Here is a 24,384-nt window from a genome sequence, read left to right as displayed (position 1 = left end):
AGAAACTCCAGCACCCCGGCAAGATGTAGGCAGGTCCACGCCAAGTGCCAAGCCAAAGCGGCGGATCAGGTTCCGGAAAACTCCGTCAGATAGGACTTGAGGCGACGCACCACGGTCGGTTCGCCTGGTGCAGCGTCCAGCGCATCCTGCGCCATTTCCAGCAATCGCATCGAATGGAAGCTCGCGGCAAGGCCCTTCAACCGCGTGGCGGCGATCACCCAGTTGCCGTCGCAGCGGGCCCGCTCCAGCAGATCAACCTGCCGGCCGACCCCCTCGATATAGGCCGCGCGCAACTCCGCGATCAGCACGGGGTCGCCACCCGCCGCAGCGGCAAGAGTGGCTTCGAGGGCTCCAGCTTCATACGCCATTTCCCCAGCTTAATCTCGGAAGTCTTAAACCGGGGTTTATCGGCCCGGTGCACGTGGTATTCTCGCCGGATGGTTGGGGAAAACAGGATCATCGCATTCGGCGCAGGCAACGGCGAGACGTCGGAGGCCGATGCGCCGGCAATCGCGGCCGAATCAGCAATCGAGACGGAAGCGTCCGAAACCTGGGACGACGCCTGGGTTGCGTCCGATGGCGGCGAGGAGCTGCTCGCATCGGCTTCCGGCAACGAATGGCTCGCGCCCGCCGTAGCCGGAGCTCTCATTGTCGCATGGAGCGGTCTGTTCGTCTTCGCTAGCCTGCCCGCATTCAGAACGGGCCTGCCTTTGGCCGAGATTCCGGCGCTCGTTATGCAGTGGAGCGTGCCCGTCCTGTTGATCGGCCTCGGTTGGCTGATCACGATGCGTCACAGCACGCGCGAGGGTCGACGCTTCGGCCACGTCGCTCACGCACTTTCGACCGAATCGGCCCTCCTCGAACGACGACTCACCACCGTGAACCGCGAACTGAGCCTGGCCCGAGAGTTCATCGCAGCCCAGACGCGCGACCTCGAAACGCTGGGACGCCTCGCCGCCGAACGCCTTTCCCAGAATGCCGAGCGCCTGCAGGAACTCGTGCGTGACAATGGCGCGCGCGTCGATTCGATCAGTTCAGTCAGCACCGCAGCCCTCGACAACATGGAGAAGCTGCGCGGCCAACTGCCGGTCATTGCCAGCTCGGCAAAGGATGTAACCAACAACATCGCCAATGCCGGCCGCACTGCTCATGCCCAGCTCGAGGACATGATCAACGGCTTCAACCGACTGAACGAGTTCGGTTCGGCCAGCACCCGTCAGGTTTCGGTACTGCGCGATCAGGTCAACGAGACGCTCGACGGCTTCAACGCGCGCAGCGAGCAGCTCGAACAGGTCGTAGCCGCACGCTTCATCGCGCTCGACGAGCGCGGTGAGGATTTCCGCAACCGCCTCGACAAGCATGAGATCAATGCGCTCGCGGCGATTCGTACCCGCGCCAAGGCGCTGACGGACGAAATCGACCAGGGGCGTCAGCAGCTGGACAGGCAAGAGGCGGAAAGCCTCACTTCGTTGCGCGCCCGCCTCAGCGCTCTGCGTGACGAAAGCGATGTCGTCTCGCGCGCCTTGCGACAGGCCGAAGAGCGCGCAACGGCGAATTTGCGGGCTTCGCTATCCGAACTGTCCGAGGAGCAGACGGCCGCCGGTATCGCCATTGCCGAGGCCCAGCAGACCGCGATCGAAGCGCTCGAAGGGCGCCTTGCCGGGATCGCGACGGATGCGTGCCAGATCGATGAGTCGATCGGCCTGCGCGCTGAGCGCCTGGCCATGGAGGCCGAGGAGCGGCAGTCACGCCAGGTCGAGCAGGAACGCCACGCCATCGCCCGCATCGATCATATGCTGGGCGAACTTGACGCATCGATTGCCGAACGTCTGGAACGTCACCGCATTCAGGCCGCCGCCCTTGCCGAACGTGCGGCCGCAGTGACCGGGGAACTTGGCCGCTTTGAGGCTCGCATCGAAACCATCACCGCGCAGACCGGGGAAGTCGAAGATCGCCTTTCGACCAGCCTCTCGGTGCTGACCGACCGTCTGACGGCCGCGCGCGCGACACTGGCGGCGACCGACACCGAAGTGGAAAAACTTACCGAGGATAGCGTTCGCCTGCTGGAACTGATCCAGGCGAGCGCCCGCCAGACCGGCAGCACGCTTCCCGAGGCGCTCGCCGTATCGGAAGATCGCCTCCGCCGAATTCAGGACGGGCTCGGCGCGGTTCTGGCGCAACTGCGTGAAGCCGCGCAGGGTGGCGAGGACGTTGCCGCCGAAATCGGGGTATCGGGGCGCGATCTCGATGCGCTCATAGGCGGCCTCACTCAGGCGCAGGCTCAGATCTCGGCGCGTGGAGCGGATCATGCCGCGCTGCTCGGACGGCTTCAGGACACGCTCGGCGAGATCGACACGGCCACCCAGACCGCTGCGGACAAGGCAGGCGGCGCGCTGATCGGTGCACTCGCCGCCTTGGGTACGACCCTCGACGAGACGGTTTCCGCGATCGAGGAAGACAGCGCCGAACGCATCACACGGATCGCCGAGACCTTGGCCGACGAGAGCGCCGCAGCCATTGAAAAGGCCATGCGCGGCAAAGTCGCGGAAATCTCGGGTCAGCTCGAACAGGCGGTAGCCCATGCCTCGGGCGTCACCCGTGAAGCGACGACCCAACTGCGCGAGCAGATCACCAAGGTCGACGATCTCGTCGGCAATCTCGAGGGCCGCGTCACGCAGGCCCGCGAGAAGGCCGAGGAGCAAGTCGACAACGACTTCGCCCGCCGCGCCGCCTTCATCACGGAATCGCTCAATTCGAACGCGATCGACATCGCTACGGTGCTGTCGAGTGACATCGCCGACAGCGCCTGGGCCGCCTACTTGCGCGGTGATCGAGGCATTTTCACCCGTCGAGCCGTGAGCCTCCTCGATGCAGGAGAAATCAAGGCAATCCAGCAAATCTTCGAGCGCGACGATGCCTTCCGCGCCAACGTCAGCCGATACATCCACGACTTCGAGTCGATCCTGCGGCAGGTCCTCTCGACCCGCGACGGCAATGCGCTGGGCGTGACGCTCCTGTCCTCGGACATGGGCAAGCTCTACGTGGCACTTGCGCAAGGCATCGAGCGTCTGCGGGGCTAAGTTTGGCCCCGGAACGCGATTGCATTCAATCGCGTTCCGGCCCCTACGGCTGAATGATCAATTCGCATCCCGGTAGACCGCACCGACATGCGCCGCGCCCCGGGCTGAGGCAAGTTTCTCCTGCCTTTCCCGCTCGCGATAGGCAGCACGCTGTTCGTCAGTGCGCTCGCCATGGCAAGCGGGACAACTCACACCGATCTCGTAGAGTTCGGATTTGCTGTCCTCCGCACTGATCGGGCGGCGACAGGCGTGGCACAGTTCGTAGGTGCCCTGGACCAGTCCGTGCCCGATGGTCACGCGCTGATCGAAGACGAAGCATTCGCCCTCCCACAAGCTCTGCTCCTGCGGCACGGTTTCCAGATATTTCAGAATCCCGCCCTTGAGGTGATAGACCTCCTCGACGCCTTCTTGCTTGAGGAAAGCCGTCGACTTCTCGCAGCGGATGCCGCCGGTACAGAACATCGCCACCTTCGGCGGCTTCCCCTGCCCCAGCAACCTCTCGCGCTCGGCGCGGAACCATTCGGGAAACTCCCGAAATGTCTCGGTTTGAGGGTCGATCGCTCCGGCGAAAGTACCTACCGCCACTTCGTAGTCGTTTCGAGTATCGATCACGATCGTATCCGGATCGGAGATCAGTGCATTCCAGTCCTGCGGCTCGACGTACGTGCCCACGGTCGCCAACGGATCGATATCCGGCTGCCCCATCGTTACGATCTCGCGCTTGATCCGCACTTTCATACGATGGAACGGCATGTGCGGCGCGTCGGAGAACTTGACGTCCACCCCAGCGCAGCCCGGTAGTCCGCGCACATGCGCAACGATCGCGGCGACGCCCGCCTCGGTCCCGGCGATAGTCCCGTTGATCCCCTCACCCGCCAGCAGCAGCGTGCCGCGAATGCCGTGCGTGTGACACAGTGCCTCGAGCGGCATCTTCAGCTCGGCGGGGTCGTCGAAACGGGTGAAGCAGTAAAGCGCCGCCACGCACAGACGCCGCGCGTTGGTATCCAGTGGTTCCATGGCGTGCCTCTAGCGCGGAACGACGCCAAAGCCAAAGCTCAGTAGCCGAGATCCTTGACCGGCGGCGTCCCGAACAGGTTCACGTCGTCCACGGTGATCCACCCGTTCGCATAATTGGCGTAGTAGAGCCCGAAAAGCACCACCGCCACGATGGTCGCCCGCCGGGCGACCAGCTTCGGGCGGAAGTTCACCGGCGCGCTCGTGGCGTGGCCCTTCTCGATGACATGGCCCTCCACCTCGTCCGGCGTGCGCAGCCCGACAGGGAGGACAACGAACGCACTCAGCACCCAGAACAGCGCATAGATCGCGATCATGGAGGTCCAGTTCATCGCCATCGCATCAATCCTCCAGCAGCAGCACCTGCACTTGCGGCTTCTTGCCCGACCAGCGGGTCGCGGCGCGGCGCGCGGCAAGGCGCGCGGCTTCGGAGCGCGTATCGCGATCCGCCTTGCCCGCGCGCTTCAGCGCCTCGGCAACATCGCGCCTGGCTTCCTCGACGAACCCGGCGTAGTCCTCGTCGAGCGGCAGGCCCAGCGCGGAAATCTCGACATGGCCCTTGCGATCGGCCGCCACCGAGACGACGCCGTTGAAGGCGATACGACGGCGCATGATGATCGCCTCGCCGTCAGCGGGCGCGATGATGTCGCCGTCGAGCACCAAACGGCCCGCGCGCACTTCGCCGAACTTGCCCGGATGATTGGGCGCAAGACGCACGAGATCGCCGTTCTTCTGGAAGATCGCCTTGGGAATGCCGCTGGCAACGCCGAGGCGAGCTTGTTCCTTCATGTGGCGGATTTCGCCATGCACCGGCAGCAGGATCTGCGGTCTGATCCACGAATAGAGCGCTTCCAGTTCCGGCCGGCCCGGATGGCCGGAGACGTGTATTTCGCTCTGGCGGTCGGTGACGACGATGACGCCCTGCTCCGCCAGACGGTTCTGGATGCGGCCGATCTGGATTTCGTTGCCGGGGATCTGGCGGCTGGAGAACAGCACCACGTCGCCCTTGTCGAGCTTGATCGGATGGTTGCCCTCGGCCACGCGGGCGAGTGCCGCGCGCGGTTCCCCCTGCCCCCCGGTGGCAACGATAAGCACGTCGCCGCGCGGCAGGTCCATCGCGGTGTCGGGATCGACGAGGTCGGGCAAGTCCTTGAGATAGCCGCAGGACTGGCCGGTCTGGATGATGCGGTCGAGCGAGCGGCCCGCGACGCACAGCTGGCGGCCGGTCTTCTTCGCGACATCGCCCAGCGTCTGCAGGCGCGCGACGTTGGAGGCGAAAGTCGTCACCAGCACGCGGCGGCCCTTGTGCTTCTTCACTTCGGCCAGCAGGCCCCGGTAGACGTCGCCTTCCGAACCGGAAGCCTCAGGATTGAACACGTTGGTGGAATCGCAGACGAGAGCCAGAACGCCCTCGTCGCCAATGGCGGTCAGTTCGGCCTGCGTCGCCGGGGTGCCGACTTGCGGCTCGTCGTCCAGCTTCCAGTCGCCGGTGTGGAAGATGCGGCCATAAGGCGTCTCGATCAGCAGCGCGTTGCCTTCGGCGATCGAGTGCGCCAGCGGCACGTAGCGGATGCCGAACGGGCCGATCTGGAAGTTCTCCAGATCATCGACCACGTTGAGTTCGACCCGGTCGAGGATGCCCGCCTCTTCCAGCTTGGCGGCAACCAGTTTGGCGGTGAACGGCGTCGCATAAAGCGGCACGCCCAGTTCCTCGGCGAAGTACGGGACCGCGCCGATATGGTCCTCATGGGCATGGGTCAGGACGATGCCGAGAAGGTTCTCACGCTCGTTCTCGATGAAGTCGAGGTCGGCGAAGACCAGATCGACGCCGGGATATTCGTTGCCGGAGAACGTCATCCCCAGATCGACCATCAGCCACTTGCCCTGACAGCCGTAGAGATTGACGTTCATGCCGATTTCGCCCGAACCGCCGAGCGCACAAAACAAAAGTTCCTTACCGGGAATCACTTAAAAGCTGCCCTTTCGGCAATGATGGCGAGGCCGTCTATCGTGAGATCGGCATCGACCGCGTCGAAGATATTGGTGGCCTCGTCGAACAGGACGGCGAGGCCGCCCGTGGCGATGACCTTGGCTGGGCGGCCGATCTCGGCGCGGATGCGGGCGATCAGGCCCTCCATCATCGCGACGTAGCCCCAGAAGACGCCGATCAGCATCTGGTCCTCGGTGTTGCGGCCGACGACGCTGGTGCTCTTGGGCGCGGCGATGGCGATGCGCGGCAGCTTGGCCGTATTGCCCACCAGCGCATCGAGCGAGAGGTTGATGCCCGGCGCGATGATGCCGCCCTTGTAGGCGCCGTTGAAGTCTATCACGTCGAAGGTGGTCGCGGTGCCGAAATCGACGACGATGAGGTCGCCCGCATGCTTGTCGTGCGCGGCGATGGCGTTCACCGCCCGGTCGGCGCCGAGCGAACTGGGCTGTTCCACGTCGATGTCGATGCCGTACTCGGCCTTGCCCTGCCCGGCGATCAGCGGTTCGATCTCGAAGTAATGGCGGGCCAGTATCTCGAGGTTGTGCAGCGCGCGGGGGACAACGGTAGAAATCACGATCTGCGTGACTTCCTGCGCCTTCACGCCGCGAATGGCGAGCAGTTGCATCAGCCAGACGGCATATTCGTCGCCCGTGCGGCGCGGATCGGTGGCGATGCGCCAGCGGCCCTTGATCGTGCGACCTTCCAGCAGCGCGAAGACGACATTGGTATTGCCGGCGTCGATAGCGAGCAGCATGCTCTTTCAGTTCCTCATACGAGCAGGACGTCACCCGCGTGGATCGTCCGGATCGATCCGTCAAGCAGGGCGAGGCGGAGGTTTCCGTCCTCCGCCAGTCCCGCGAACGCACCTTCGACCGCGTCTTCACCGGGCGGAAGCACCCGAAGCGGGGTTCCCTGCGGGTGCGCCGCACTCTGCCAGCGACGCAGCAGCGGGGCAAGGCCGACCGAGCGCCAACGCTGCAGTTCGGTGTCGAAGCTGGCAGCCAGCGCCTCGGCGAAGATATCGCGGCTCGGGGCCAGATCGCCCAGCGCAGCGGTCCGCCGGCCCGGGACTTCGGGCGCATGGACGAGGTTCACGCCGATGCCGACGATGACCACGCCTGATACCATTTCCAGCAGGATGCCCGCGACCTTGGCTTCGTGAAGTAGCAGGTCGTTCGGCCACTTGAGCATCAGGCCGGCACTGACGAAGCGCGAGAGCGCCTCATGAACCGCAAGGCCCGTCAGCAGCGCCAGCGTGGCAGGTGATGGATCGCCGGGCGCGATGCGCACCACGGTCGAGCCCATGAAATTGCCCGCACCGTCATCCCAGACGCGCCCGAGGCGCCCCCTGCCCGCATTCTGCCGGTCCGCAACGAGCCAGCGGCCCTCTGGCAGGTATTCACCGCCGGAGAGCCGCTGCGCGAGGTCCGCGTTGGTGGACCCCGTTTCTGCTACGGTTTCGATCAAAGCGTGTGGAACAGCGCAGTCGCGGCGGTGTCCGTCAGGCCCTGCAGCCATCCGCTCAGCAGATAGCCCAGCGGCGAGATGAACAGGCAGGTCACGCCGAGGATCGCCTTGTGCCACACGTCGCTCTTCCACTTGATGGCATCGACCGGCTCATCGAAGTAGATGACCTTGACGACCTTCAGGTAGTAGAACGCGCCGATCACCGAGGCCGCGAAACCGATCGCCGCAAGCGGCATCATGTTAGCATCGACGGCAGCCTTGAAGACCAGGAACTTGCCCCAGAAGCCGAACATCGGCGGGATACCGGCAAGGCTGAACATCACGAATGCCAGCGCGGCGGCAAGGCCCGGACGGGTGCGCGAGAGACCCGCGTACTGGCCGATTTCCTCGACGTTCTCGCCATTTTCGTCCCGCAGCATCAGCACGGTGACGAAGCCCGCGACGGTCATCGCGACGTAGATCACGAGGTAGAACAGCATCGCCGAAGCACCCTGCGGGTTCGCCGCAGCGAGGCCCACGAGGATGAAGCCGACGTTGTTGATCGACGAATAGGCCATCAGGCGCTTGATGTTCTTCTGGCCGATCGCACCCAGCGCACCAACCACGATCGAGGCAAGCGCCACGAAGACGATGATCTGGCGCCATGCGTCCGACTGGTCGCCGAACGCATCCAGCATCACGCGCATGGTCAGGCCGATGGCCGCGACCTTGCCCGAAGTGGCGAAGAACTTCGTCACCGGGGTCGGCGCGCCTTCGTAGACGTCCGGCGTCCACATGTGGAACGGCACGGCGCTGATCTTGAAGGCGAGGCCCGCCAGCATGAAGACGATGCCGAACAGTGCGCCGTTGGACAGACCACCGCTAAGCGCCGCATTGATGCCCGCGAACGAGGTGGTGCCGGTGAAGCCGTAAGTCAGGCTCATGCCGAACAGCAGGATGCCCGAGGCCAGCGCGCCCAGCACGAAGTACTTGAGGCCCGCTTCCGCCGAGCGTCCGTCGGTCCGCACGAAGGCGGCCAGCACGTAAGCGGCCAGCGAGTTCATTTCGAGGCCGATGTAGAGCGCCAGCAGATCGCCCGCCGACACCATCATGCCGCTGCCGACCGCCGCGAAGATCACGAGGATCGGGAACTCGGCCCGCATCGCGCCGAGGCGCTCGAAGAAGGCAGGCGCGACGACGAGCGTGGCGGCGGCCGAAAGGTAGATCAGGATCTTGCCGAAGGCCGAGAAGGCATCGGCGTGAACCTGGCCGAAGAAGGCGGAGTAGTCCGGGCCCATGTGGCCGCCGCACAGCGCGGGGGCGACGAGGAACGCGGCGCCGACCAGCGCCGTGACGGCGAGGATCGAGATCAGGCGGCTTGCCTTGTCACCACCCCAGGCGGCGATCAGAAGCAGGATCAGACCTGCAATGCTCAGCGTTTCTTCCGGCGCGATTAAGCGCAGGGAGTGCGACCAGTCCATCAGTGTGACCCCCCATGCGCAGCGGCTTCTTCGTGCGCAGGCTTAGCTTTTCCAGGTGTAGGCGCGCTGTCACCGGCCGGCTTGGCACGGGCGAGGCGCGCGTCGAGCGCGGCGATGTCGGCACGCATCGGAGCGATGAAGCTCTCGGGGTAGACGCCCATCCATAGCGCGGCGAGCGCAAGCGGGATGACCATCGCCAGTTCGCGGGCGTCGAGGTCGGGCATCGCGGCGGCATCGGCGTTCTTCTGCTCGCCGAACACGACCCGGCGGTAGAGGTACAGCATGTACGCCGCGCCCAGGATGATGCCGGTGGTGCAGATCAGCGCCGTCCAGGTCGAGACCTGATAGATGCCGCCGAGGCTCAGGAATTCACCGACGAACCCGCTGGTGCCCGGCAGGCCGATCGAGGCCATCGTGAACAGCAGGAAGAACACGGCGTAGCGCGGCATGTTGATCGCGAGCCCGCCGTAACGGCTGATCTCGCGGGTGTGCAGGCGGTCGTAGATGACGCCGACGCACAGGAACAGCGCGCCTGCGACCAGACCGTGGCTGAGCATCACCAGCATCGAGCCTTCGAGGCCCTGCACGTTGAAGGCGAACAGGCCGATGGTGACGATCGCCATGTGCGCGACCGACGAATAGGCGATCAGCTTCTTCATGTCGCTCTGCACCAGCGCGATCAGCGAGGTGATGACGACGGCGGCCATCGACAGGCCCCACACCAGCGGTCCGAAATAGACCGAGGCTTCGGGGAACATCGGCAGCGAGAAGCGGATGAAGCCGTAGCCGCCCATCTTCAGCAGCACGCCCGCCAGGATGACCGAGCCGCCCGTCGGCGCCTGAACGTGCGCCGCCGGAAGCCAGGTGTGGACCGGCCACATCGGCATCTTCACCGCGAAGCTGGCGAAGAAGGCGAGCCACAGCCAGGTCTGGACATGCGGGTCGAAGTCGTAGGCCATCAGCGTCGGGATGTCGCTGGTCCCGGCGGTGTGGACCATCCACAGCATCGCGACGAGCATCAGCACCGAGCCGAGCAGCGTGTAGAGGAAGAACTTGTACGAAGCGTAGATGCGGTCCGCACCGCCCCAGATGCCGATGATGAGATACATCGGGATCAGGCCGGCTTCGAAGAACATGTAGAACAGGTACATGTCCTGCGCCATGAACACGCCGAGCATGAACACTTCGACGAGCAGGAAGGCGGCCATGTATTCGCCCACGCGCTTCTCGATCGAACGGCTCGCGCCGATGCAGATCGGCATGAGGAAAACCGAGAGCATGATGAGCAGCAGGGCGATGCCGTCGATGCCGAGGGCGTAAGTGAAGCCCGAGAAGATGTTCAGGCGCTCGGTGAACTGCCACTGGGCGCCGCCCACGTCGAAGTTCATCCACAGGGCGATGCCGAGGACGAGATCGACGAGGGTTGCGAGCAGCGCGACGGTGCGCGCCGCTTTCGCTTCGAGGAAGAGGCATGCCAGTGCGCCGAGGAGCGGCACCAGCAGCATCAGGCTGAGGATCGGAAAACCAGTCATCATCTTATCCCGCGATCACCCAGCTGATGGCGCCGACAAGGCCCAGCAGCATGACAAGAGCGTAGCTGTAGAGATAGCCCGATTGGACTTTCTGCGCGTAAGTCGAACCCTTGGCGACGACAGCCGCCGCACCGTCGGGACCGAAGCGGTCGATGATGCCGATATCGAGCACCTTCCAGAACACGCCGCCCAGCCAGAAGGCAGGCTTGACGAAGATGGTGTTGTAGAGCTCGTCGAACATCCACTTGCGGTAGACGAAGGTGTGGACCGGGCCGAGCTGGTCGGCGACCGCCTTCGGGAACGCGGTGTTCTTGATGTAGCCGTACCAGGCGGTGACGAAGCCGATGGCCATGACCGTGAACGGCGCCCACTTCACCCACATCGGAACACCGTGCATGGCGTGGATCAGGTGCTCGTGGAACACCAGCGCGCCCTTCCAGAACTCGCCCTCGCCTTCGGAGACGAAGGTATGGTTGAAGACGAAACCGGCAGCGACGGCGCCGACCGACAGGATCAGCAGCGGCAGCAGCATCACCAGCGGGCTTTCGTGCGGGTGGTAACCACCCGTGCCGTCGCCATGGTCGCCGTAGTCCGGACCGCGCATGCCGAGATCGGCAGGTGCGTGGGCATGGTCATCGTGCGCGTGGTCGTCATGAGCATGCGCGTCATCATGACCGTGCGCGTCGTGGGCATGATCGTCATGGCCGTGACCATGGGCGTCATGAACGGCGTGCTGGACGTGCTCCGACTGGTTCCAGCGCGGCTTGCCGAAGAAGGTCAGGAAGACCAGGCGCCACGAATAGAAGCTCGTCATCAGAGCGGCGAAGATGCCCATCCAGAAGGCGAAAGTGCCCACCTGGCTGCCCGAACCGAAGGCCGCTTCGAGGATCGCGTCCTTCGAGTAGAAGCCCGCGAAGCCGATCACACCGGCGATGCCGACACCGGTGATGGCCAGCGTACCCGCCGTCATCGTCCAGAAGGTGATCGGGATCTTCTTACGTAGACCGCCGTAGAAGCGCATGTCCTGCTCGTGGTGCATCGCATGGATGACCGAACCGGCGCAGAGGAACAGCAGGGCCTTGAAGAAGGCGTGCGTGAACAGGTGGAACATGGCCGCACCGAACGCGCCCGAACCCGCTGCGAAGAACATGTAGCCCAGCTGCGAACAGGTCGAATAGGCGATGACGCGCTTGATGTCCCACTGCGTGCAGCCGATCGTGGCGGCGAAGAAGCAGGTGCAGGCACCGACCACGGCGACGACGTGCATCGCGGTCTCGCTCTGCTCGAACATCGGCGAAAGACGGCAGACCATGAAGACGCCCGCGGTGACCATCGTGGCAGCGTGGATCAGCGCCGACACCGGGGTCGGGCCTTCCATCGCGTCCGGAAGCCAGGTGTGCAGGCCAAGCTGCGCCGACTTGCCCATCGCGCCCACGAACAGCAGCAGGCACAGCACCGTCATGGTGTCGAACCGGTGGCCGAGGAAGCCGATGGTCGAACCGGCCATCGTCGGCGCGGCGTGCAGGATCTCGGGGATCGAGACAGTGCCGAACACCAGGTAGGTACCGAAGATGCCGAGCATGAAGCCGAGGTCACCGACGCGGTTGACCACGAAGGCCTTGATCGCGGCGGCGCCGGCCGAAGGCTTGCGGAACCAGAAGCCGATCAGGAGGTACGAGGCCAGGCCCACGCCTTCCCAACCGAAGAACATCTGCACCAGGTTGTCCGCCGTCACCAGCATGAGCATGGCGAAGGTGAACAGCGAAAGGTACGCGAAGAAGCGCGGCTGATCCGGCTCCTCGCTCATGTAGCCCCACGAATAGAGGTGCACGAGCGCCGAGACCGAAGTGATGACCACGAGCATGACGGCGGTGAGCGTATCCACGCGCAGAGCCCAGTCGAAGGTCATCGTGCCCGAAGCGACCCACTTCAGAACCGGGAAGACGCTGGCTTCAGCGCTGCCGGTCAGGAAGGCAATGAAGATCGGCCAGGACAATCCGCAGGCGATGAACAGCGCGCCGGTCGTCAGCACCTTGGGCACGACGAAGCCGAGCGACTTGTTCGCGAACCCGGCAAGGATCGACGCCAGCAGCGGCAGAAAGACGATGAGGTAGATCGACACGGACTTACCCCTTCATCCGGTTGACGTCGTCGACGGCGATGGTGCCGCGGCCACGGAAGTAGATCACGAGGATAGCAAGCCCCACTGCGGCCTCGCCGGCTGCCACCGTCAGCACGAACATGGCGAAGATCTGGCCAGTCAGGTCGTGCAGGAAGGCGCTGAACGCGACGAGGTTGATGTTCACCGCAAGCAGGATCAGTTCGATCGACATCAGGATGACGATGATGTTCTTGCGGTTGATGAAGATGCCGAGGACGCCGAGCACGAAGAGGATCGAGCTCACGACCACGTAATGTTCGACGCCGATCACAGCGAGACCCCCTTGCCGATTTCAGGCTTGACGTTGACCGTCGCGTCCTGCGGACGGCGCTGGTTCTGCTTGCTGATTTTCTGGCCGCGCGTGTCGTTACGCTGGCGGTGGGTCAGCACGATGGCACCGATCATGGCGACGAGCAGGATGACGCCCGCGGCCTCGAACAGGAACAGGTAGCGGCTGTAAAGCAGTCCGCCGATCGCCTCGATGTTCGAGAGACCCGCAGCCGTTGCAGCAGTACCATCCGGCGTGCCCAGTTCCAGGTTACCGGCGCGGTAGGCACCGATGCCCAGCACGATCTCGGCCAGCAGCACGATGGCCACCAGCGCCCCGAACGGGAAGTAGCGGACGAAACCGGCGCGCAGTTCGGCGAAGTCGATGTCGAGCATCATGACGACGAACAGGAACAGCACCGCGACCGCACCAACGTAGACGATGACCAGCAGCGCCGCGATGAACTCGGCGCCGGTCAGCACCATCAGGCCGGCGGCGTTGAAGAACGCCAGGATCAGCCAGAGCACCGAATGCACCGGGTTGCGCGAGAGGATGGTGATGGCGCCGGAGGCCACCGTCATCACCGCGAAGAGGTAGAAGGCGATAATATGGATCATGGGAAGCCCGTTTCCTTGCGCGCGCCGGTTAACGGTACGGCGCGTCGGCTTCAAGGTTCGCGGCGATAGCACGCTCCCACTTGTCCCCGTTCGCCAGCAGCTTGGCCTTGTCGTAAAGCAGTTCTTCGCGCGTTTCGGTCGCGTATTCGAAGTTCGGCCCTTCGACGATGGCATCGACCGGGCAAGCTTCCTGGCAGAAGCCGCAGTAGATGCACTTGGTCATGTCGATGTCGTAGCGCGTGGTGCGGCGCGAACCGTCCACTCGCGGCGCCGCCTCAATGGTGATCGCCTGCGCCGGACAGATCGCTTCGCACAGCTTGCAGGCGATGCAGCGTTCCTCGCCGTTGGGATAACGGCGCAGGGCGTGCTCGCCGCGGAAGCGGGGCGAAAGCGGGTTCTTCTCGAACGGGTAGTTGATCGTCGCCTTGGGCTTGAAGAAATACTTCAAGGTCAGCCAGTGCGCCTTCACGAACTCCCAGAGCGTGAAGCTCTTTATGAGGTATGCGACGGTCATGCGAAGTGTCCGGTAGCCATGAGGTAGCCGCTGACGATCACAACGAAAGCGAGCGAAACGGGGAGGAAGACCTTCCAGCCCAGGCGCATCAGCTGGTCGTAACGGTAACGGGGCACCGTCGCCTTGACCCAGCTGAACACGAAGAAGAAGAAGAAGATCTTGAGCAGGAACCACACGAAGCCCGGGATCAGGTAGAGCACCGGAATATCGAGCGGCGGCAGCCAGCCACCCCAGAACAGCGTCGCGTTGAGCGCGCACATCAGGAGCACGTTGGCATATTCACCCAGCCAGTAGGCGGCGAAGGCCATCGACGAATATTCGGTCTGGTAACCGGCGACGAGTTCGGATTCCGCTTCGGTAAGATCGAACGGCGCACGCTGCGTTTCCGCAAGGCTCGACACCAGGAACATCACCCACATCGGGAACAGCAGCGGGTTCGCGACGAAGCCGTTGATGATGCCGAAAACGTGGCCCTTCTGCGCCAGGACGATGCCGTTCATGTTGAACGTACCGGCCCACAGGACGACGCAGATCAGGATGAAACCGATCGAGACTTCGTAGGAAATCATCTGCGCCGAGGCGCGCATCGCCGAGAAGAACGGGTACTTCGAGTTCGAAGCCCAGCCCGCCATGATCGTGCCGTAGACGCCCAGCGAGCTGATCGCGAGGACGTAGAGCAGGCCGATGTTGATGTTGGCCAAGATCGCGTTCGAATTGAACGGGATCACCGCCCAGGCCATCAGCGCCACGGTAAAGGTGACGACCGGCGCGATCAGGAAGATGCCCTTGTTCGCAGCCGAGGGGATGATGGTTTCCTGAAGGAAGACCTTCAGGCCGTCCGCGAAGGACTGCAGCAGACCGAACGGACCGACGACGTTGGGACCACGGCGCAGCGCCATGGCAGCCCAGATCTTGCGGTCGACGTAGATGATCATCGCGACGGCCAGCATCAGCGGCAGCGCGATCAACAGGATGCCGCAGATGGTGGAGAGGAGCCATGCCCCTTCGAAGGGCATCCCGAGGGACTGGAAGAACGAAGTCATTCCGCGGCCTCCGCGAACTCTTCACCGTGCAGCAGCTCGGCCGAGCAACGCTGCATCGTCGCGCTGGCGCGCGCGATCGGGTTGGTCATGTAGAAGTCCTTGATCGGATAAGCGATCGCGCCCGAAGCCGAACCACCGCCCGCGGGCAGAGCCGCGCCGTAGTCCGCCAGACCCTCGACGCCGAGCGCCGGGACCGAGGCGACCATGGCAGCGCGAAGCTGATCGAAGCTGTCGAAGCCGACCGAAACGCCGAAGGCATCGGCCAGCGCGCGCAGGATCGTCCAGTCCTCACGCGCGTCGCCGGGCGCGAAGACGGCCTTGTCGGCGAACTGCACGCGGCCTTCGGTGTTGACGTAAGTGCCGGCCTTCTCGGTGTAGGCCGAGGCGGGCAGGATCACATCGGCAGCGTGGGCCGCCTTGTCACCGTGGTGGCCGATGTAGACGATCATCGAGTCCGCGAACTTCGTATAGTCCACTTCGTCGGCGCCGAGCGAGATCAGCACCTTGGGCTTGGCGGCGGCGAGGTCGGCGATGCCGCCCTTCTGCGCGTAGCCGAGCATCAGGCCGCCCATGCGCGAAGCCGCCATGTGCAGGACGTTGAAACCGTTCCAGGCGGTGCCGTCTTCCAGCGTGCGGACGAGGTTGAGCTGGCCTGCCAGGGCAAGGCCGGCTTCCAGACCGCCACGGCCAAGAGCCGCGCCGCCCAGGATCACCGCCGGACGCTTGGCGCCCGAAAGGGTGTCCGCGACGTGGCCCGGCAGGTTGCCGATCAGCGAGAGGTCTTCGCCGAGGAACTCGCCGCCGAAGGTGGTTTCCCACTCCGGACCGATGAGGAACACCTTGGCGCCGCGCTTCACGGCCTTGCGCAGACGGACATTGACCGTCGGCGCTTCCCAGCGAACCATCGAGCCGACGATCAGGATGGCGTCAGCCGTCTCGATGTCGTTGAAGGTGGTGTTGAAGTTGACGGCGGCCAGGCTCGACGTGTCGTAGTCCATGCCGGTCTGGCGGCCTTCGAGCAGGCTCGAGCCGAGCGCACCGACGAGTGCCTTGGCGGCAAACATCGTCTCGCAATCGACCATGTCGCCCGCGACAGCCGCAATCGAGGCGCCGGGGTTCAGGGTCGACAGAGCGGCGAAGGCCTCGTTCCAGGTGGCCTGGACCAGCTTGCCGTCACGGCGCAGGAACGGCTTGTCGAGGCGGCGCTTGGTCAGGCCGTCGACCTGGAAGCGCGCCTTGTCGCTCAGCCATTCCTCGTTCACGTCGTCGTTGTTGCGCGGAAGTGCGCGGAGCACTTCGCGGCCACGCGCGTCGATGCGGATGTTGGCGCCGGTCGCGTCGGAGACGTCGATCGAGAGCGTCTTCTTCAGCTCCCAGGGACGCGCTTCGAACGCATAAGGACGGCTGGTGAGCGCGCCGACCGGGCACAGGTCGATCACGTTGGCCGACATCTCGTGATGCGCGGCCTTCTCCAGATAGGTCGTGATCTGCATCGTCTCGCCGCGATAGAGCGCGCCGATCTCGTCCACGCCGGCGATCTCTTCCGAGAAGCGCACGCAGCGGGTGCAGTGGATGCAGCGCGTCATCGTGGTCTTGATGAGCGGGCCCATGTACTTCTCGGTTACCGCGCGCTTGTGCTCGTGATACCGCGAACCGCCGCGACCGTAGGCGACCGACTGGTCCTGCAGGTCGCACTCGCCGCCCTGATCGCAGATCGGGCAATCGAGCGGGTGATTGATGAGAAGGAATTCCATCACCCCTTCCCGCGCCTTCTTGACCATTTCGGAATCCGTGCGGATCTCCTGGCCTTCGGTGGCGGGAAGCGCGCAGCTTGCCTGCGGCTTGGGCGGTCCGGGCTTCACTTCAACCAGGCACATGCGGCAGTTGCCGGCAATGCTCAGGCGCTCGTGATAGCAGAAGCGCGGGATTTCCTTGCCGGCGAGTTCGGCGGCCTGCAGCACGGTGGCGCCTGCAGGAACCTCGATCTCGACGCCGTCTACTTTTACCTTAGGCATTATTCTGCAGCCTCTTGCAGCGAGCCGTGGCGCGCTTCGATGCGGCGCTCGATCTCGGGACGGAAGTGCTTGATGAGGCCCTGGATCGGCCACGCGGCTGCGTCACCGAGCGCGCAGATGGTGTGGCCTTCGACCTGCTTGGTGACCTGCTGGAGCATGTCGATTTCCTCGACATGCGCGTCGCCGGTGCGCAGGCGTTCCATCACGCGCCACATCCAGCCCGTGCCTTCACGGCACGGGGTGCACTGGCCGCAGCTTTCATGCTTGTAGAAGTACGAGAGGCGCGAAATAGCGCGGACGATGTCGGTGGACTTGTCCATGACGATGACGGCGGCAGTGCCGAGGCCCGAGCCAACCGCCTTTAGGCCGTCGAAGTCCATCGGCGCGTCCCAGATGTCGGCGGACGGCACCAGCGGCACCGACGAACCGCCGGGGATCACCGCCAGCAGGTTGTCGCGGCCGCCGCGAATGCCGCCGCAATGACGCTCGATCAGTTCGCTGAACGGGATCGACATCTCTTCCTCGACCACGCAGGGACGGTTCACGTGCCCGCTGATCTGGAAGAGCTTGGTGCCCTTGTTGTTCTCACGCCCGAAGGAGGAGAACCACGAAGCGCCGCGACGCAGGATGGTGGGCGCAACCGCGATCGATTCCACGTTGTTCACCGTGGTCGGGCAGCCGTAGAGGCCCGCGCCGGCCGGGAACGGCGGCTTCAGGCGGGGCTGGCCCTTCTTGCCTTCGAGGCTCTCGATCATCGCGGTTTCTTCGCCGCAGATGTAAGCGCCTGCGCCGCGATGGACGAAGACGTCGAAGTCGTAGCCCGAACCCGCCGCGTTCTTGCCCAGCAGGCCCGCCGCATAGGCTTCCTCACGCGCGGCGAAGAGCACTTCGGCCTCGCGGATGTATTCGCCGCGGATGTAGATGTAGGCCGCGCGCGCGCCCATCGCGAAACCGGCCACCAGAGCGCCTTCGAACAGAAGGTGCGGATCGTGGCGCATGATCTCGCGGTCCTTGCACGAACCCGGCTCGGATTCGTCCGCGTTGATCACGAGGAAACTGGGCTTGGGGTTGCCGTTCTGGTCGAGCGGCGGCTGCTTGGGCATGAAGGACCACTTCATGCCGGTGGGGAAGCCCGCACCGCCGCGCCCGCGCAGACCCGAAGCCTTCATCTCGTCGATGATGGCGTCACGGCCGCGCGCGATCAGGTCCTTGGTGTTGTCCCAGGCGCCGCGCGCCTGCGCTTCCTTCAGGTTCCACGGCTGGAAGCCGTAGAGGTTGGTGAAGATGCGATCCTTATCGAGGAGAGCCATTACCACTCGCTCCGATAGTCATGGTTTTCGGTCATCATGGCGACGAGGTTGGTCGGCTCGCCCACCGGTTCCACGGTGTGACGTGCCGGGTCCTGCGTGCCTGCCTTCGGCGTCTCGCCGCGCGCCAGTGCGTCGAGCACGGCGTTCAGGCGGTCCGAGGTCAGGTCCTCGTAATTGTCGTCGTTGATCTGGACCATCGGGGCCGAGGCGCAGTTGCCCATGCACTCGACCTCGGTGAACGACCAGAGGCCGTCGGCCGAGATGTGGCCCTTCTTCATGCCGCGCGACTTGCAGGTCGCCAGCAGATCGTCCGAACCGCGCAGCATGCACGGGGTGGTGCCGCAGACCTGAACGTGGAAACGACCGATCGGCGCGATGTTGTACATCGTGTAGAACGAGGCGACCTCGACCACGCGGATGACCGGCATGGCGAGGTACTCGGCGATGTATTCCATCACCGGGATCGGCAGCCAGCCCTGCGTGTTCTCTTCGGCACCGACCTGGCGCTGGGCAAGGTCGAGCAGCGGCATCACCGCCGAGCGCTGGCGCCCTTCGGGATAGCGCGCGACGATGTCCTTGGCCTTGGCGGCGTTCGCCTCGGTCCAGGCAAAATTACCCCAACGGGCCCGCAATTCGGGCGTATCGGGTTCGATATAGCGGTCAGCCATGCTTACCTCTGCGCTTCAGCCACTGATCCTGGCCGAAAAAGAAAATCTCGAAGCCGCCGATGGCAGTCGCCAGCATGGCGATCATCGGCGAGGGAGCGATCCCGAGCCAAAGAACGACGAAGTAGAGCCCGACGAGGAACAGACCCGTGAGGGTCGCCCAGATACGGATCATTTCTACAGTGTTGAACTTCGTCACAGGTCCCACCCCTTTGCGATCATCAACGAATGAATTCGACGCGCGAACACTTGTCGCCTTCGAAGCTGTAGACCGCGATCACGTCGAACGGGTCCACGAGTTCCGAACCGTCGCTCGCAGGGCCGCGCGTCACGTGCTCGCGCATCAGCACGTAAGCGCCGATCTGCGAGGCTTCGACGATCTCGGCCTTGTTCTGCGGCCACTTGGCGAAAGCGGCGGCGAGGCCCGAACGGGTGCCCTCCTTGCCTTCGCGCACGACGGCGCCGCGATAGTTCGCCTCGCAGGCCTCATCGGTCATGTACGAGACGTACGTATCGACGTCCTGCGCGTTGTAGGCCGCGATCATGGCCTTGGCGGTGTCGAGATTGCTCAACGGTCGCACTCCCCGAACACGATGTCCATGGCGCCCAGGATCGCCGTGGCGTCCGGCAGCATGTGCCCCTTGGACATGAAGTCCATCGCCTGCAGGTGGCTGAACGCGGTCGGGCGAATCTTGCAGCGGTACGGCTTGTTCGAGCCGTCCGACACGAGATAGACGCCGAATTCGCCCTTGGGGCTTTCGGTCGCGACGTAGACTTCGCCCGCCGGAACGTGGAAGCCTTCGGTGTAGAGCTTGAAGTGATGGATCAGCGATTCCATCGAGGACTTCATCTCGGCGCGCTTGGGCGGAACGACCTTGCGGTCGGTGGAAGCCACCGGACCTTCGGGCATTTCGCGCAGGCACTGCTTCATGATGCGGGCAGACTGGCGCACTTCCTCGGCACGGCACATGAAGCGGTCGTAGCAGTCGCCGCTGGTGCCGACGGGAACCTCGAAGTCCATGCGGTCATAGACGTCGTAGGGCTGCGCCTTGCGGATATCCCAGGCGATGCCCGAACCGCGGATCATCGGGCCGGAGAAGCCCCATGCCAGCGCGTCTTCCTTCGACACCGTGGCGATATCGACGTTGCGCTGCTTGAAGATGCGGTTGTCGGCGACGAGGCTCAGCGCGTCCTCGAACAGTTCCGGCAGGCGCGTGTCGAGCCAGTCGGCGATGTCGGTCAGCAGCTTGAGCGGCACGTCCTGATGCACGCCGCCGGGACGGAACCAGGCCGAGTGCATGCGGGCGCCCGAGGCGCGCTCGAAGAAGTTGAGGCAATCCTCGCGGATTTCGAACAGCCACAGGTTCGGCGTCATCGCGCCGATGTCCATGATGTGCGAACCCATGTTCATCATGTGGTTGCAGATGCGGGTCAGCTCGGCGAACAGCACGCGAAGGTACTGGGCGCGCAGCGGAACCTCGAGGTTCAGCAGCTTCTCGATCGCGAGCACGTAGGAGTGCTCCATGCCGAGCGGCGAGCAGTAATCCAGGCGGTCGAAGTACGGCAGCGCCTGGAGGTACGTCTTGTGCTCGATCAGCTTTTCGGTGCCGCGATGGAGCAGGCCGACGTGCGGATCGATCCGCTCGATGATCTCGCCGTCCAGTTCCATGACCATGCGCAGAACGCCGTGGGCCGCCGGATGCTGGGGACCGAAGTTGATCGTGTAGTTGGTGATGACCTCGTCGCCGGTGGTGGGCGACTGTTCAAGCAGCATGCTCACTTGACGTCTCCCTTGTCCGGACGGCTTTCGGTTTCCTTGGGCGCCTCAGGGGCCTTCCCGTCTTCGGTCTTGGCCGGAGCGGGTGCGGATTCCTTTTCGACAGCCTTTTCGTTCGCCTTTTCACCGGCGCCGGTGTCGGCCTTGCTCTCGGTCGCCTTGGGCGTCGGAGCCGCAGCCGGAGCGGCAGGCGCAGGCGCCTTCTCGTCACCCGGAAGGATGTAGTCGGCGCCTTCCCACGGGCTCATGAAGTCGAACTGGCGCAGATCCTGCGCGAGGCTGACCGGCTCGTACACAACGCGCTTGTCCTCTTCGGAATAGCGCAGTTCCTGGTAGCCGGTGAGCGGGAAGTCCTTGCGGAACGGGTGGCCCTCGAAACCGTAGTCGGTGAGGATGCGGCGCAAGTCCTTGTTGCCGGCGAAGATCACGCCGTACATGTCGAACACTTCGCGTTCCAGCCAGCCGGCGTTCGGCCACAGCGTGGTGATCGTCGGGACCGGGGTGTGCTCGGCCGCCGTCACCTTCGCCATGATACGATGGTTCTTGGTGACCGAAAGCAGCATGTAGACGACTTCGAAACGCTCAGGACGCGACGGATAATCGACGCCGGCCATTTCCATCATCTGCTGGTATTCGTGATCGTCGCGCAGGATGCGCAGCGCGTTCTCGATCTCGTCTCGCGCGATAGTGAGCACGATTTCGCCATGCTCCTCCTTCGCGGAGACGACCTTGGGGCCCAGCGCGGCGACGAGAGCGTCGAGGACGCCCTCGTTCGAGGCGATCTTCGGAGCGGAATGCAGAACGGGCATCTGGCCTTACCTCTCGACGGTGCCCACGCGGCGGATCTTCCGCTGCAACTGCATCACGCCATAAAGCAGCGCTTCGGCAGTCGGCGGGCAACCCGGCACGTAGATGTCGACGGGCACGATGCGGTCGCAGCCGCGCACCACCGAGTAGCTGTAGTGATAGTAGCCGCCGCCGTTGGCGCAGCTGCCCATCGAGATGACGTACTTCGGCTCCGACATCTGGTCGTAGACCTTGCGGAGCGCGGGGGCCATCTTGTTGCAGAGCGTGCCTGCCACGATCATCACGTCCGACTGGCGCGGGGAAGCGCGCGGCGCGGCGCCGAAGCGCTCCATGTCGTAGCGGGGCATGTTGACGTGAATCATCTCGACCGCGCAGCACGCGAGGCCGAAAGTCATCCACCACAGCGAACCCGTACGGGCCCACTGGAACAGTTCCTCGGTCGAGGTGACCAAGAAGCCCTTGTCGGACACTTCCTGATTGAGATCCTTGAAAAACGACTGGTCGGGCGCGGTGATCGCGCCGCCGACCGGCGACATCGGGGCCAGAGGCTGGCCCGCCGAGTTAACGAGCGTGCTCATTCCCAGTCCAAAGCTCCCTTTTTCCAGGCATAGGCGAGGCCGATGGCCAGTTCGCCCAGGAATACCATCATCGTCGTCCAACCGGCCCAGCCCGTCAGCTTGAGCGACACGGCCCAGGGGAACAGGAAGGCAGCTTCGAGGTCGAAGATGATGAAGAGGATCGCCACCAGGTAGAATCGCACGTCGAACTGGCTGCGCGGATCTTCGAAGGCGGGGAAGCCGCACTCATATTCGCTGTTCTTGTCTGCGCTGGGCTGGTGCGTGCCGGTCAGCCGGGCAACGCCCAGCGGAAGGAACACGATCACGGACGAAAGCCCAAGCGCGATCACCAGGAAGATGAGGATCGGCAGGTATTGCGACAGATCGGTCAATGTTCTTGCCTCTTACCGCGAATGCGACGTTGGCGGACTCGAATATGTCATGGTGAGCCCGTCAAGTTGGCGCGTCCTTAGGCCAGCCCACCGCGCCTCGCAAGGGTATCCCGGCACAATAATCCGCCATTCGCATTGCATTGCAACACGACAAAGTGTCCAATCCCGCAGTTTCCCGGCGCTTGCCCACCCCGAGGCGCCTGACGCAATCGTCAAGTCGCTTCGTGCAACCGGTTTATTGCGAATTGTTCGCGAAACGCGGCGGACATATCTTGGCAATCGGGCGGAGCTTCCCATCTCCGGAGGAAACCGGCGGGACGGTGTAGAGGCGCCTCGTACTGTCGCATCATTGCAATTGACGCAGCGCAACATTATCCCATTCGTCAACTAGAACAGTCATCAGTGTGAAAGGTATGCCAATGGCCCAGATTTCGGCTTCCGACCCGATCGTCATCCTCTCTTATGCGCGCACCCCCATGGGCGGTCTGCAGGGCGTGCTGGCGGACGTATCGGCGACCGACCTCGGCGCGACCGCGGTGAAGGCCGCCGTCGAGCGCGCTGGCGTCGCGGGCGAGGACATCGAGCGAATCTACATGGGCTGCGTGCTGCCCGCTGGTCTCGGCCAGGCCCCTGCCCGCCAGGCCGCGCTGAAGGCCGGCCTGCCCAAGTCGGTGCAGGCTACCACCGTCAACAAGGTCTGCGGCTCGGGCATGCAGACCGTGATCATGGGCGCCGAGGCACTGGCCGCCGGTTCGCTCGACGTGGTGATCGCGGGCGGCATGGAATCGATGACCAACGCCCCGTATCTTTCGAAGAAGCACCGTTCGGGCGCACGCGCCGGTCATGACACGATCTACGACCACATGTTCCTCGACGGTCTGGAAGACGCCTACGAAGGCGGCTCGATGGGCTCGTTCGCGCAAGTCACCGCCGACGAATACCAGCTGACCCGCGAGAACCAGGACGATTACTCGATCGAGTCGCTGCGCCGCGCGCAGGAAGCGATCACCTCGGGCGCCTTCGCCGCAGAGATCGTCCCCGTCACCGTGAAGACGCGCAAGGGCGAAGTCATCGTCGACACCGACGAGCAGCCGCCCAAGGGCAATCCGGACAAGATCCGCACCCTGCGCGCCGCCTTCGCCAAGGACGGCACGATCACCGCCGCCAGCTCCAGCTCGATCTCGGACGGCGCGGCCGCCGTGGTGCTGACGCGCAAGAGCGTGGCCGATGCCAAGGGCCTGACGCCGGTGGCTACCGTCGTCGGCGTCGAGGCTCACGCGCAGGAGCCGGCCAAGTTCACCACCGCCCCGGTCGGCGCAATCACCAAGTTGGTCGAGAAGGTGGGCTGGAACCTCGCCGACGTCGACCTGTTCGAAGTCAACGAAGCCTTCGCCTGCGTTGCCATGTTCGCGATGCACGACCTCGGCATCCCGCATGACAAGGTCAACATCCACGGCGGCGCCACCGCGCTCGGCCATCCGATCGGTGCTTCGGGCACGCGCATCATCGTGACGCTCATCAACGCGCTCAAGGAAAAGGGCCTCAAGAAGGGCGTCGCCAGCCTCTGCATCGGTGGCGGCGAAGCCACGGCGATCGCGGTCGAACTGGCCTGACGACAAGGAAATGCCCTCTGCCCGCAACCCGGGCAGGGGGCATTTCCTAACGCGCGGCGTGTCTTGTGGTGGGCGATCCGTGTCATCGTCATCCCCGCGAAG

General features: G+C 64.3%; 24 protein-coding genes. 2 read left to right on the top strand and 22 right to left on the bottom strand.

Translation table 11 applies throughout. The annotated features are described in order from the left end of the window. Nucleotides 1-65 precede the first annotated feature (65 nt). Nucleotides 66-368 carry an Hpt domain-containing protein gene (locus PKE80_RS15190; protein WP_271183225.1) on the bottom strand — a complete coding sequence of 101 codons (303 nt, stop codon included), beginning with the start codon at nt 366-368 and terminating at the stop codon, nt 66-68. Nucleotides 369-437: 69 nt separating this feature from the next. On the opposite strand from PKE80_RS15190, the gene PKE80_RS15185 reads away from it, so the two are divergent. Continuing rightward, nucleotides 438-3,080 (top strand): coiled-coil domain-containing protein, encoded by a 2,643-nt coding sequence (locus PKE80_RS15185; RefSeq protein WP_271183224.1) that lies wholly within the window; start codon nt 438-440, stop codon nt 3,078-3,080. A gap of 57 nt (nt 3,081-3,137) precedes the next feature. Here PKE80_RS15185 and trhO read toward each other — a convergent pair whose 3' ends face one another. Genes trhO through PKE80_RS15080 form a run of 21 tightly spaced genes read right to left on the bottom strand, consistent with a single transcriptional unit; the run spans nt 3,138 to nt 22,669 of the window. Continuing rightward, a complete protein-coding gene (trhO, locus tag PKE80_RS15180; RefSeq protein WP_271183223.1) occupies nt 3,138-4,097 on the bottom strand; it encodes an oxygen-dependent tRNA uridine(34) hydroxylase TrhO in 960 nt (319 codons plus the stop codon). Between the two features lie 38 nt (nt 4,098-4,135). Next, on the bottom strand, nt 4,136-4,426 hold the full coding sequence (locus tag PKE80_RS15175) for a DUF1467 family protein (RefSeq protein ID WP_271183222.1): 291 nt from the start codon (nt 4,424-4,426) through the stop codon (nt 4,136-4,138). A 10-nt stretch (nt 4,427-4,436) separates the two neighbouring features. Next, nucleotides 4,437-6,062, bottom strand: a complete 1,626-nt coding sequence (locus PKE80_RS15170) for a ribonuclease J (RefSeq protein WP_271183221.1) — start codon at nt 6,060-6,062, stop codon at nt 4,437-4,439. Next, nucleotides 6,059-6,838, bottom strand: coding sequence for a type III pantothenate kinase (locus tag PKE80_RS15165; RefSeq protein ID WP_271183220.1), 780 nt, complete (start codon nt 6,836-6,838; stop codon nt 6,059-6,061). The genes PKE80_RS15170 and PKE80_RS15165 overlap by 4 nt, the downstream gene beginning before the upstream one ends. A gap of 14 nt (nt 6,839-6,852) precedes the next feature. Next, complete coding sequence (locus PKE80_RS15160; RefSeq protein WP_271183219.1) at nt 6,853-7,551, bottom strand: biotin--[acetyl-CoA-carboxylase] ligase; 699 nt, start codon at nt 7,549-7,551, stop codon at nt 6,853-6,855. Continuing rightward, on the bottom strand, nt 7,548-9,011 hold the full coding sequence (nuoN, locus tag PKE80_RS15155; RefSeq protein WP_271183218.1) for an NADH-quinone oxidoreductase subunit NuoN: 1,464 nt from the start codon (nt 9,009-9,011) through the stop codon (nt 7,548-7,550). The genes PKE80_RS15160 and nuoN overlap by 4 nt, the downstream gene beginning before the upstream one ends. Next, the gene (locus tag PKE80_RS15150; protein ID WP_037521769.1) at nt 9,011-10,543 is read right to left on the bottom strand and encodes an NADH-quinone oxidoreductase subunit M; all 1,533 of its coding nucleotides are present in this window, start codon (nt 10,541-10,543) and stop codon (nt 9,011-9,013) included. The genes nuoN and PKE80_RS15150 overlap by 1 nt, the downstream gene beginning before the upstream one ends. A 4-nt stretch (nt 10,544-10,547) precedes the next feature. After that, complete coding sequence (gene nuoL / locus PKE80_RS15145; protein ID WP_271183217.1) at nt 10,548-12,665, bottom strand: NADH-quinone oxidoreductase subunit L; 2,118 nt, start codon at nt 12,663-12,665, stop codon at nt 10,548-10,550. Between the two features lie 4 nt (nt 12,666-12,669). After that, on the bottom strand, nt 12,670-12,975 hold the full coding sequence (gene nuoK / locus PKE80_RS15140) for an NADH-quinone oxidoreductase subunit NuoK (RefSeq protein WP_008833052.1): 306 nt from the start codon (nt 12,973-12,975) through the stop codon (nt 12,670-12,672). Then, nucleotides 12,972-13,589 (bottom strand): NADH-quinone oxidoreductase subunit J, encoded by a 618-nt coding sequence (locus tag PKE80_RS15135; RefSeq protein WP_008833053.1) that lies wholly within the window; start codon nt 13,587-13,589, stop codon nt 12,972-12,974. Before PKE80_RS15135 ends, nuoK begins: the two co-directional genes overlap by 4 nt. Nucleotides 13,590-13,617: 28 nt before the next feature. Beyond that, complete coding sequence (nuoI, locus tag PKE80_RS15130; RefSeq protein ID WP_008833054.1) at nt 13,618-14,103, bottom strand: NADH-quinone oxidoreductase subunit NuoI; 486 nt, start codon at nt 14,101-14,103, stop codon at nt 13,618-13,620. Beyond that, nucleotides 14,100-15,146, bottom strand: coding sequence for an NADH-quinone oxidoreductase subunit NuoH (nuoH, locus tag PKE80_RS15125; protein ID WP_036522919.1), 1,047 nt, complete (start codon nt 15,144-15,146; stop codon nt 14,100-14,102). Before nuoH ends, nuoI begins: the two co-directional genes overlap by 4 nt. Further along, entirely contained in the window at nt 15,143-17,161 is a 2,019-nt protein-coding gene (gene nuoG, locus PKE80_RS15120; protein WP_271183216.1) for an NADH-quinone oxidoreductase subunit NuoG, read from the bottom strand. Before nuoG ends, nuoH begins: the two co-directional genes overlap by 4 nt. After that, nucleotides 17,161-18,471: an NADH-quinone oxidoreductase subunit NuoF gene (gene nuoF / locus PKE80_RS15115; RefSeq protein ID WP_036522913.1), complete on the bottom strand. Its 1,311-nt coding sequence runs from the start codon at nt 18,469-18,471 to the stop codon at nt 17,161-17,163. The genes nuoG and nuoF overlap by 1 nt, the downstream gene beginning before the upstream one ends. Then, entirely contained in the window at nt 18,471-19,139 is a 669-nt protein-coding gene (locus tag PKE80_RS15110; RefSeq protein ID WP_271183215.1) for a complex I 24 kDa subunit family protein, read from the bottom strand. Before PKE80_RS15110 ends, nuoF begins: the two co-directional genes overlap by 1 nt. Further along, the gene (locus PKE80_RS15105; protein ID WP_008833059.1) at nt 19,132-19,335 is read right to left on the bottom strand and encodes a hypothetical protein; all 204 of its coding nucleotides are present in this window, start codon (nt 19,333-19,335) and stop codon (nt 19,132-19,134) included. Before PKE80_RS15105 ends, PKE80_RS15110 begins: the two co-directional genes overlap by 8 nt. Before the next feature lie 22 nt (nt 19,336-19,357). After that, on the bottom strand, nt 19,358-19,708 hold the full coding sequence (locus PKE80_RS15100; RefSeq protein ID WP_271183214.1) for a nuclear transport factor 2 family protein: 351 nt from the start codon (nt 19,706-19,708) through the stop codon (nt 19,358-19,360). Next, nucleotides 19,705-20,910, bottom strand: coding sequence for an NADH-quinone oxidoreductase subunit D (locus PKE80_RS15095; RefSeq protein ID WP_036522905.1), 1,206 nt, complete (start codon nt 20,908-20,910; stop codon nt 19,705-19,707). The genes PKE80_RS15100 and PKE80_RS15095 overlap by 4 nt, the downstream gene beginning before the upstream one ends. A 2-nt stretch (nt 20,911-20,912) precedes the next feature. After that, nucleotides 20,913-21,722: an NADH-quinone oxidoreductase subunit C gene (locus tag PKE80_RS15090; protein ID WP_271183213.1), complete on the bottom strand. Its 810-nt coding sequence runs from the start codon at nt 21,720-21,722 to the stop codon at nt 20,913-20,915. A gap of 6 nt (nt 21,723-21,728) precedes the next feature. Then, complete coding sequence (locus PKE80_RS15085) at nt 21,729-22,256, bottom strand: NuoB/complex I 20 kDa subunit family protein (RefSeq protein WP_197524448.1); 528 nt, start codon at nt 22,254-22,256, stop codon at nt 21,729-21,731. A gap of 38 nt (nt 22,257-22,294) precedes the next feature. After that, nucleotides 22,295-22,669, bottom strand: coding sequence for an NADH-quinone oxidoreductase subunit A (locus PKE80_RS15080; RefSeq protein ID WP_008833064.1), 375 nt, complete (start codon nt 22,667-22,669; stop codon nt 22,295-22,297). Nucleotides 22,670-23,088: 419 nt separating this feature from the next. Here PKE80_RS15080 and PKE80_RS15075 point away from each other — a divergent pair, with 419 nt between their 5' ends. Further along, nucleotides 23,089-24,282: an acetyl-CoA C-acyltransferase gene (locus PKE80_RS15075; RefSeq protein WP_271183212.1), complete on the top strand. Its 1,194-nt coding sequence runs from the start codon at nt 23,089-23,091 to the stop codon at nt 24,280-24,282. Nucleotides 24,283-24,384: the final 102 nt, after the last annotated feature.

Source organism: Novosphingobium resinovorum (genome assembly GCF_027922145.1).
GTDB classification, from domain to species: Bacteria; Pseudomonadota; Alphaproteobacteria; order Sphingomonadales; family Sphingomonadaceae; genus Novosphingobium; species Novosphingobium resinovorum.
This window is presented reverse-complemented; position numbering and strand designations above follow the sequence as displayed.

Bases quoted from the DNA above. Each gene is read 5' to 3' on its own strand.
- PKE80_RS15190 (WP_271183225.1), bottom strand. From the start codon at position 368: ATGGCGTATGAAGCTGGAGCCCTCGAAGCCACTCTTGCCGCTGCGGCG.
- PKE80_RS15185 (WP_271183224.1), top strand. From the start codon at position 438: ATGGTTGGGGAAAACAGGATCATCGCATTCGGCGCAGGCAACGGCGAG.
- trhO (WP_271183223.1), bottom strand. From the start codon at position 4,097: ATGGAACCACTGGATACCAACGCGCGGCGTCTGTGCGTGGCGGCGCTT.
- PKE80_RS15175 (WP_271183222.1), bottom strand. From the start codon at position 4,426: ATGAACTGGACCTCCATGATCGCGATCTATGCGCTGTTCTGGGTGCTG.
- PKE80_RS15165 (WP_271183220.1), bottom strand. From the start codon at position 6,838: ATGCTGCTCGCTATCGACGCCGGCAATACCAATGTCGTCTTCGCGCTG.
- nuoN (WP_271183218.1), bottom strand. From the start codon at position 9,011: ATGGACTGGTCGCACTCCCTGCGCTTAATCGCGCCGGAAGAAACGCTG.
- PKE80_RS15150 (WP_037521769.1), bottom strand. From the start codon at position 10,543: ATGACTGGTTTTCCGATCCTCAGCCTGATGCTGCTGGTGCCGCTCCTC.
- PKE80_RS15135 (WP_008833053.1), bottom strand. From the start codon at position 13,589: ATGATCCATATTATCGCCTTCTACCTCTTCGCGGTGATGACGGTGGCC.
- nuoI (WP_008833054.1), bottom strand. From the start codon at position 14,103: ATGACCGTCGCATACCTCATAAAGAGCTTCACGCTCTGGGAGTTCGTG.
- nuoH (WP_036522919.1), bottom strand. From the start codon at position 15,146: ATGACTTCGTTCTTCCAGTCCCTCGGGATGCCCTTCGAAGGGGCATGG.
- nuoG (WP_271183216.1), bottom strand. From the start codon at position 17,161: ATGCCTAAGGTAAAAGTAGACGGCGTCGAGATCGAGGTTCCTGCAGGC.
- nuoF (WP_036522913.1), bottom strand. From the start codon at position 18,471: ATGGCTCTCCTCGATAAGGATCGCATCTTCACCAACCTCTACGGCTTC.
- PKE80_RS15110 (WP_271183215.1), bottom strand. From the start codon at position 19,139: ATGGCTGACCGCTATATCGAACCCGATACGCCCGAATTGCGGGCCCGT.
- PKE80_RS15095 (WP_036522905.1), bottom strand. From the start codon at position 20,910: ATGCTGCTTGAACAGTCGCCCACCACCGGCGACGAGGTCATCACCAAC.
- PKE80_RS15090 (WP_271183213.1), bottom strand. From the start codon at position 21,722: ATGCCCGTTCTGCATTCCGCTCCGAAGATCGCCTCGAACGAGGGCGTC.
- PKE80_RS15085 (WP_197524448.1), bottom strand. From the start codon at position 22,256: ATGTCGCCGGTCGGCGGCGCGATCACCGCGCCCGACCAGTCGTTTTTC.
- PKE80_RS15075 (WP_271183212.1), top strand. From the start codon at position 23,089: ATGGCCCAGATTTCGGCTTCCGACCCGATCGTCATCCTCTCTTATGCG.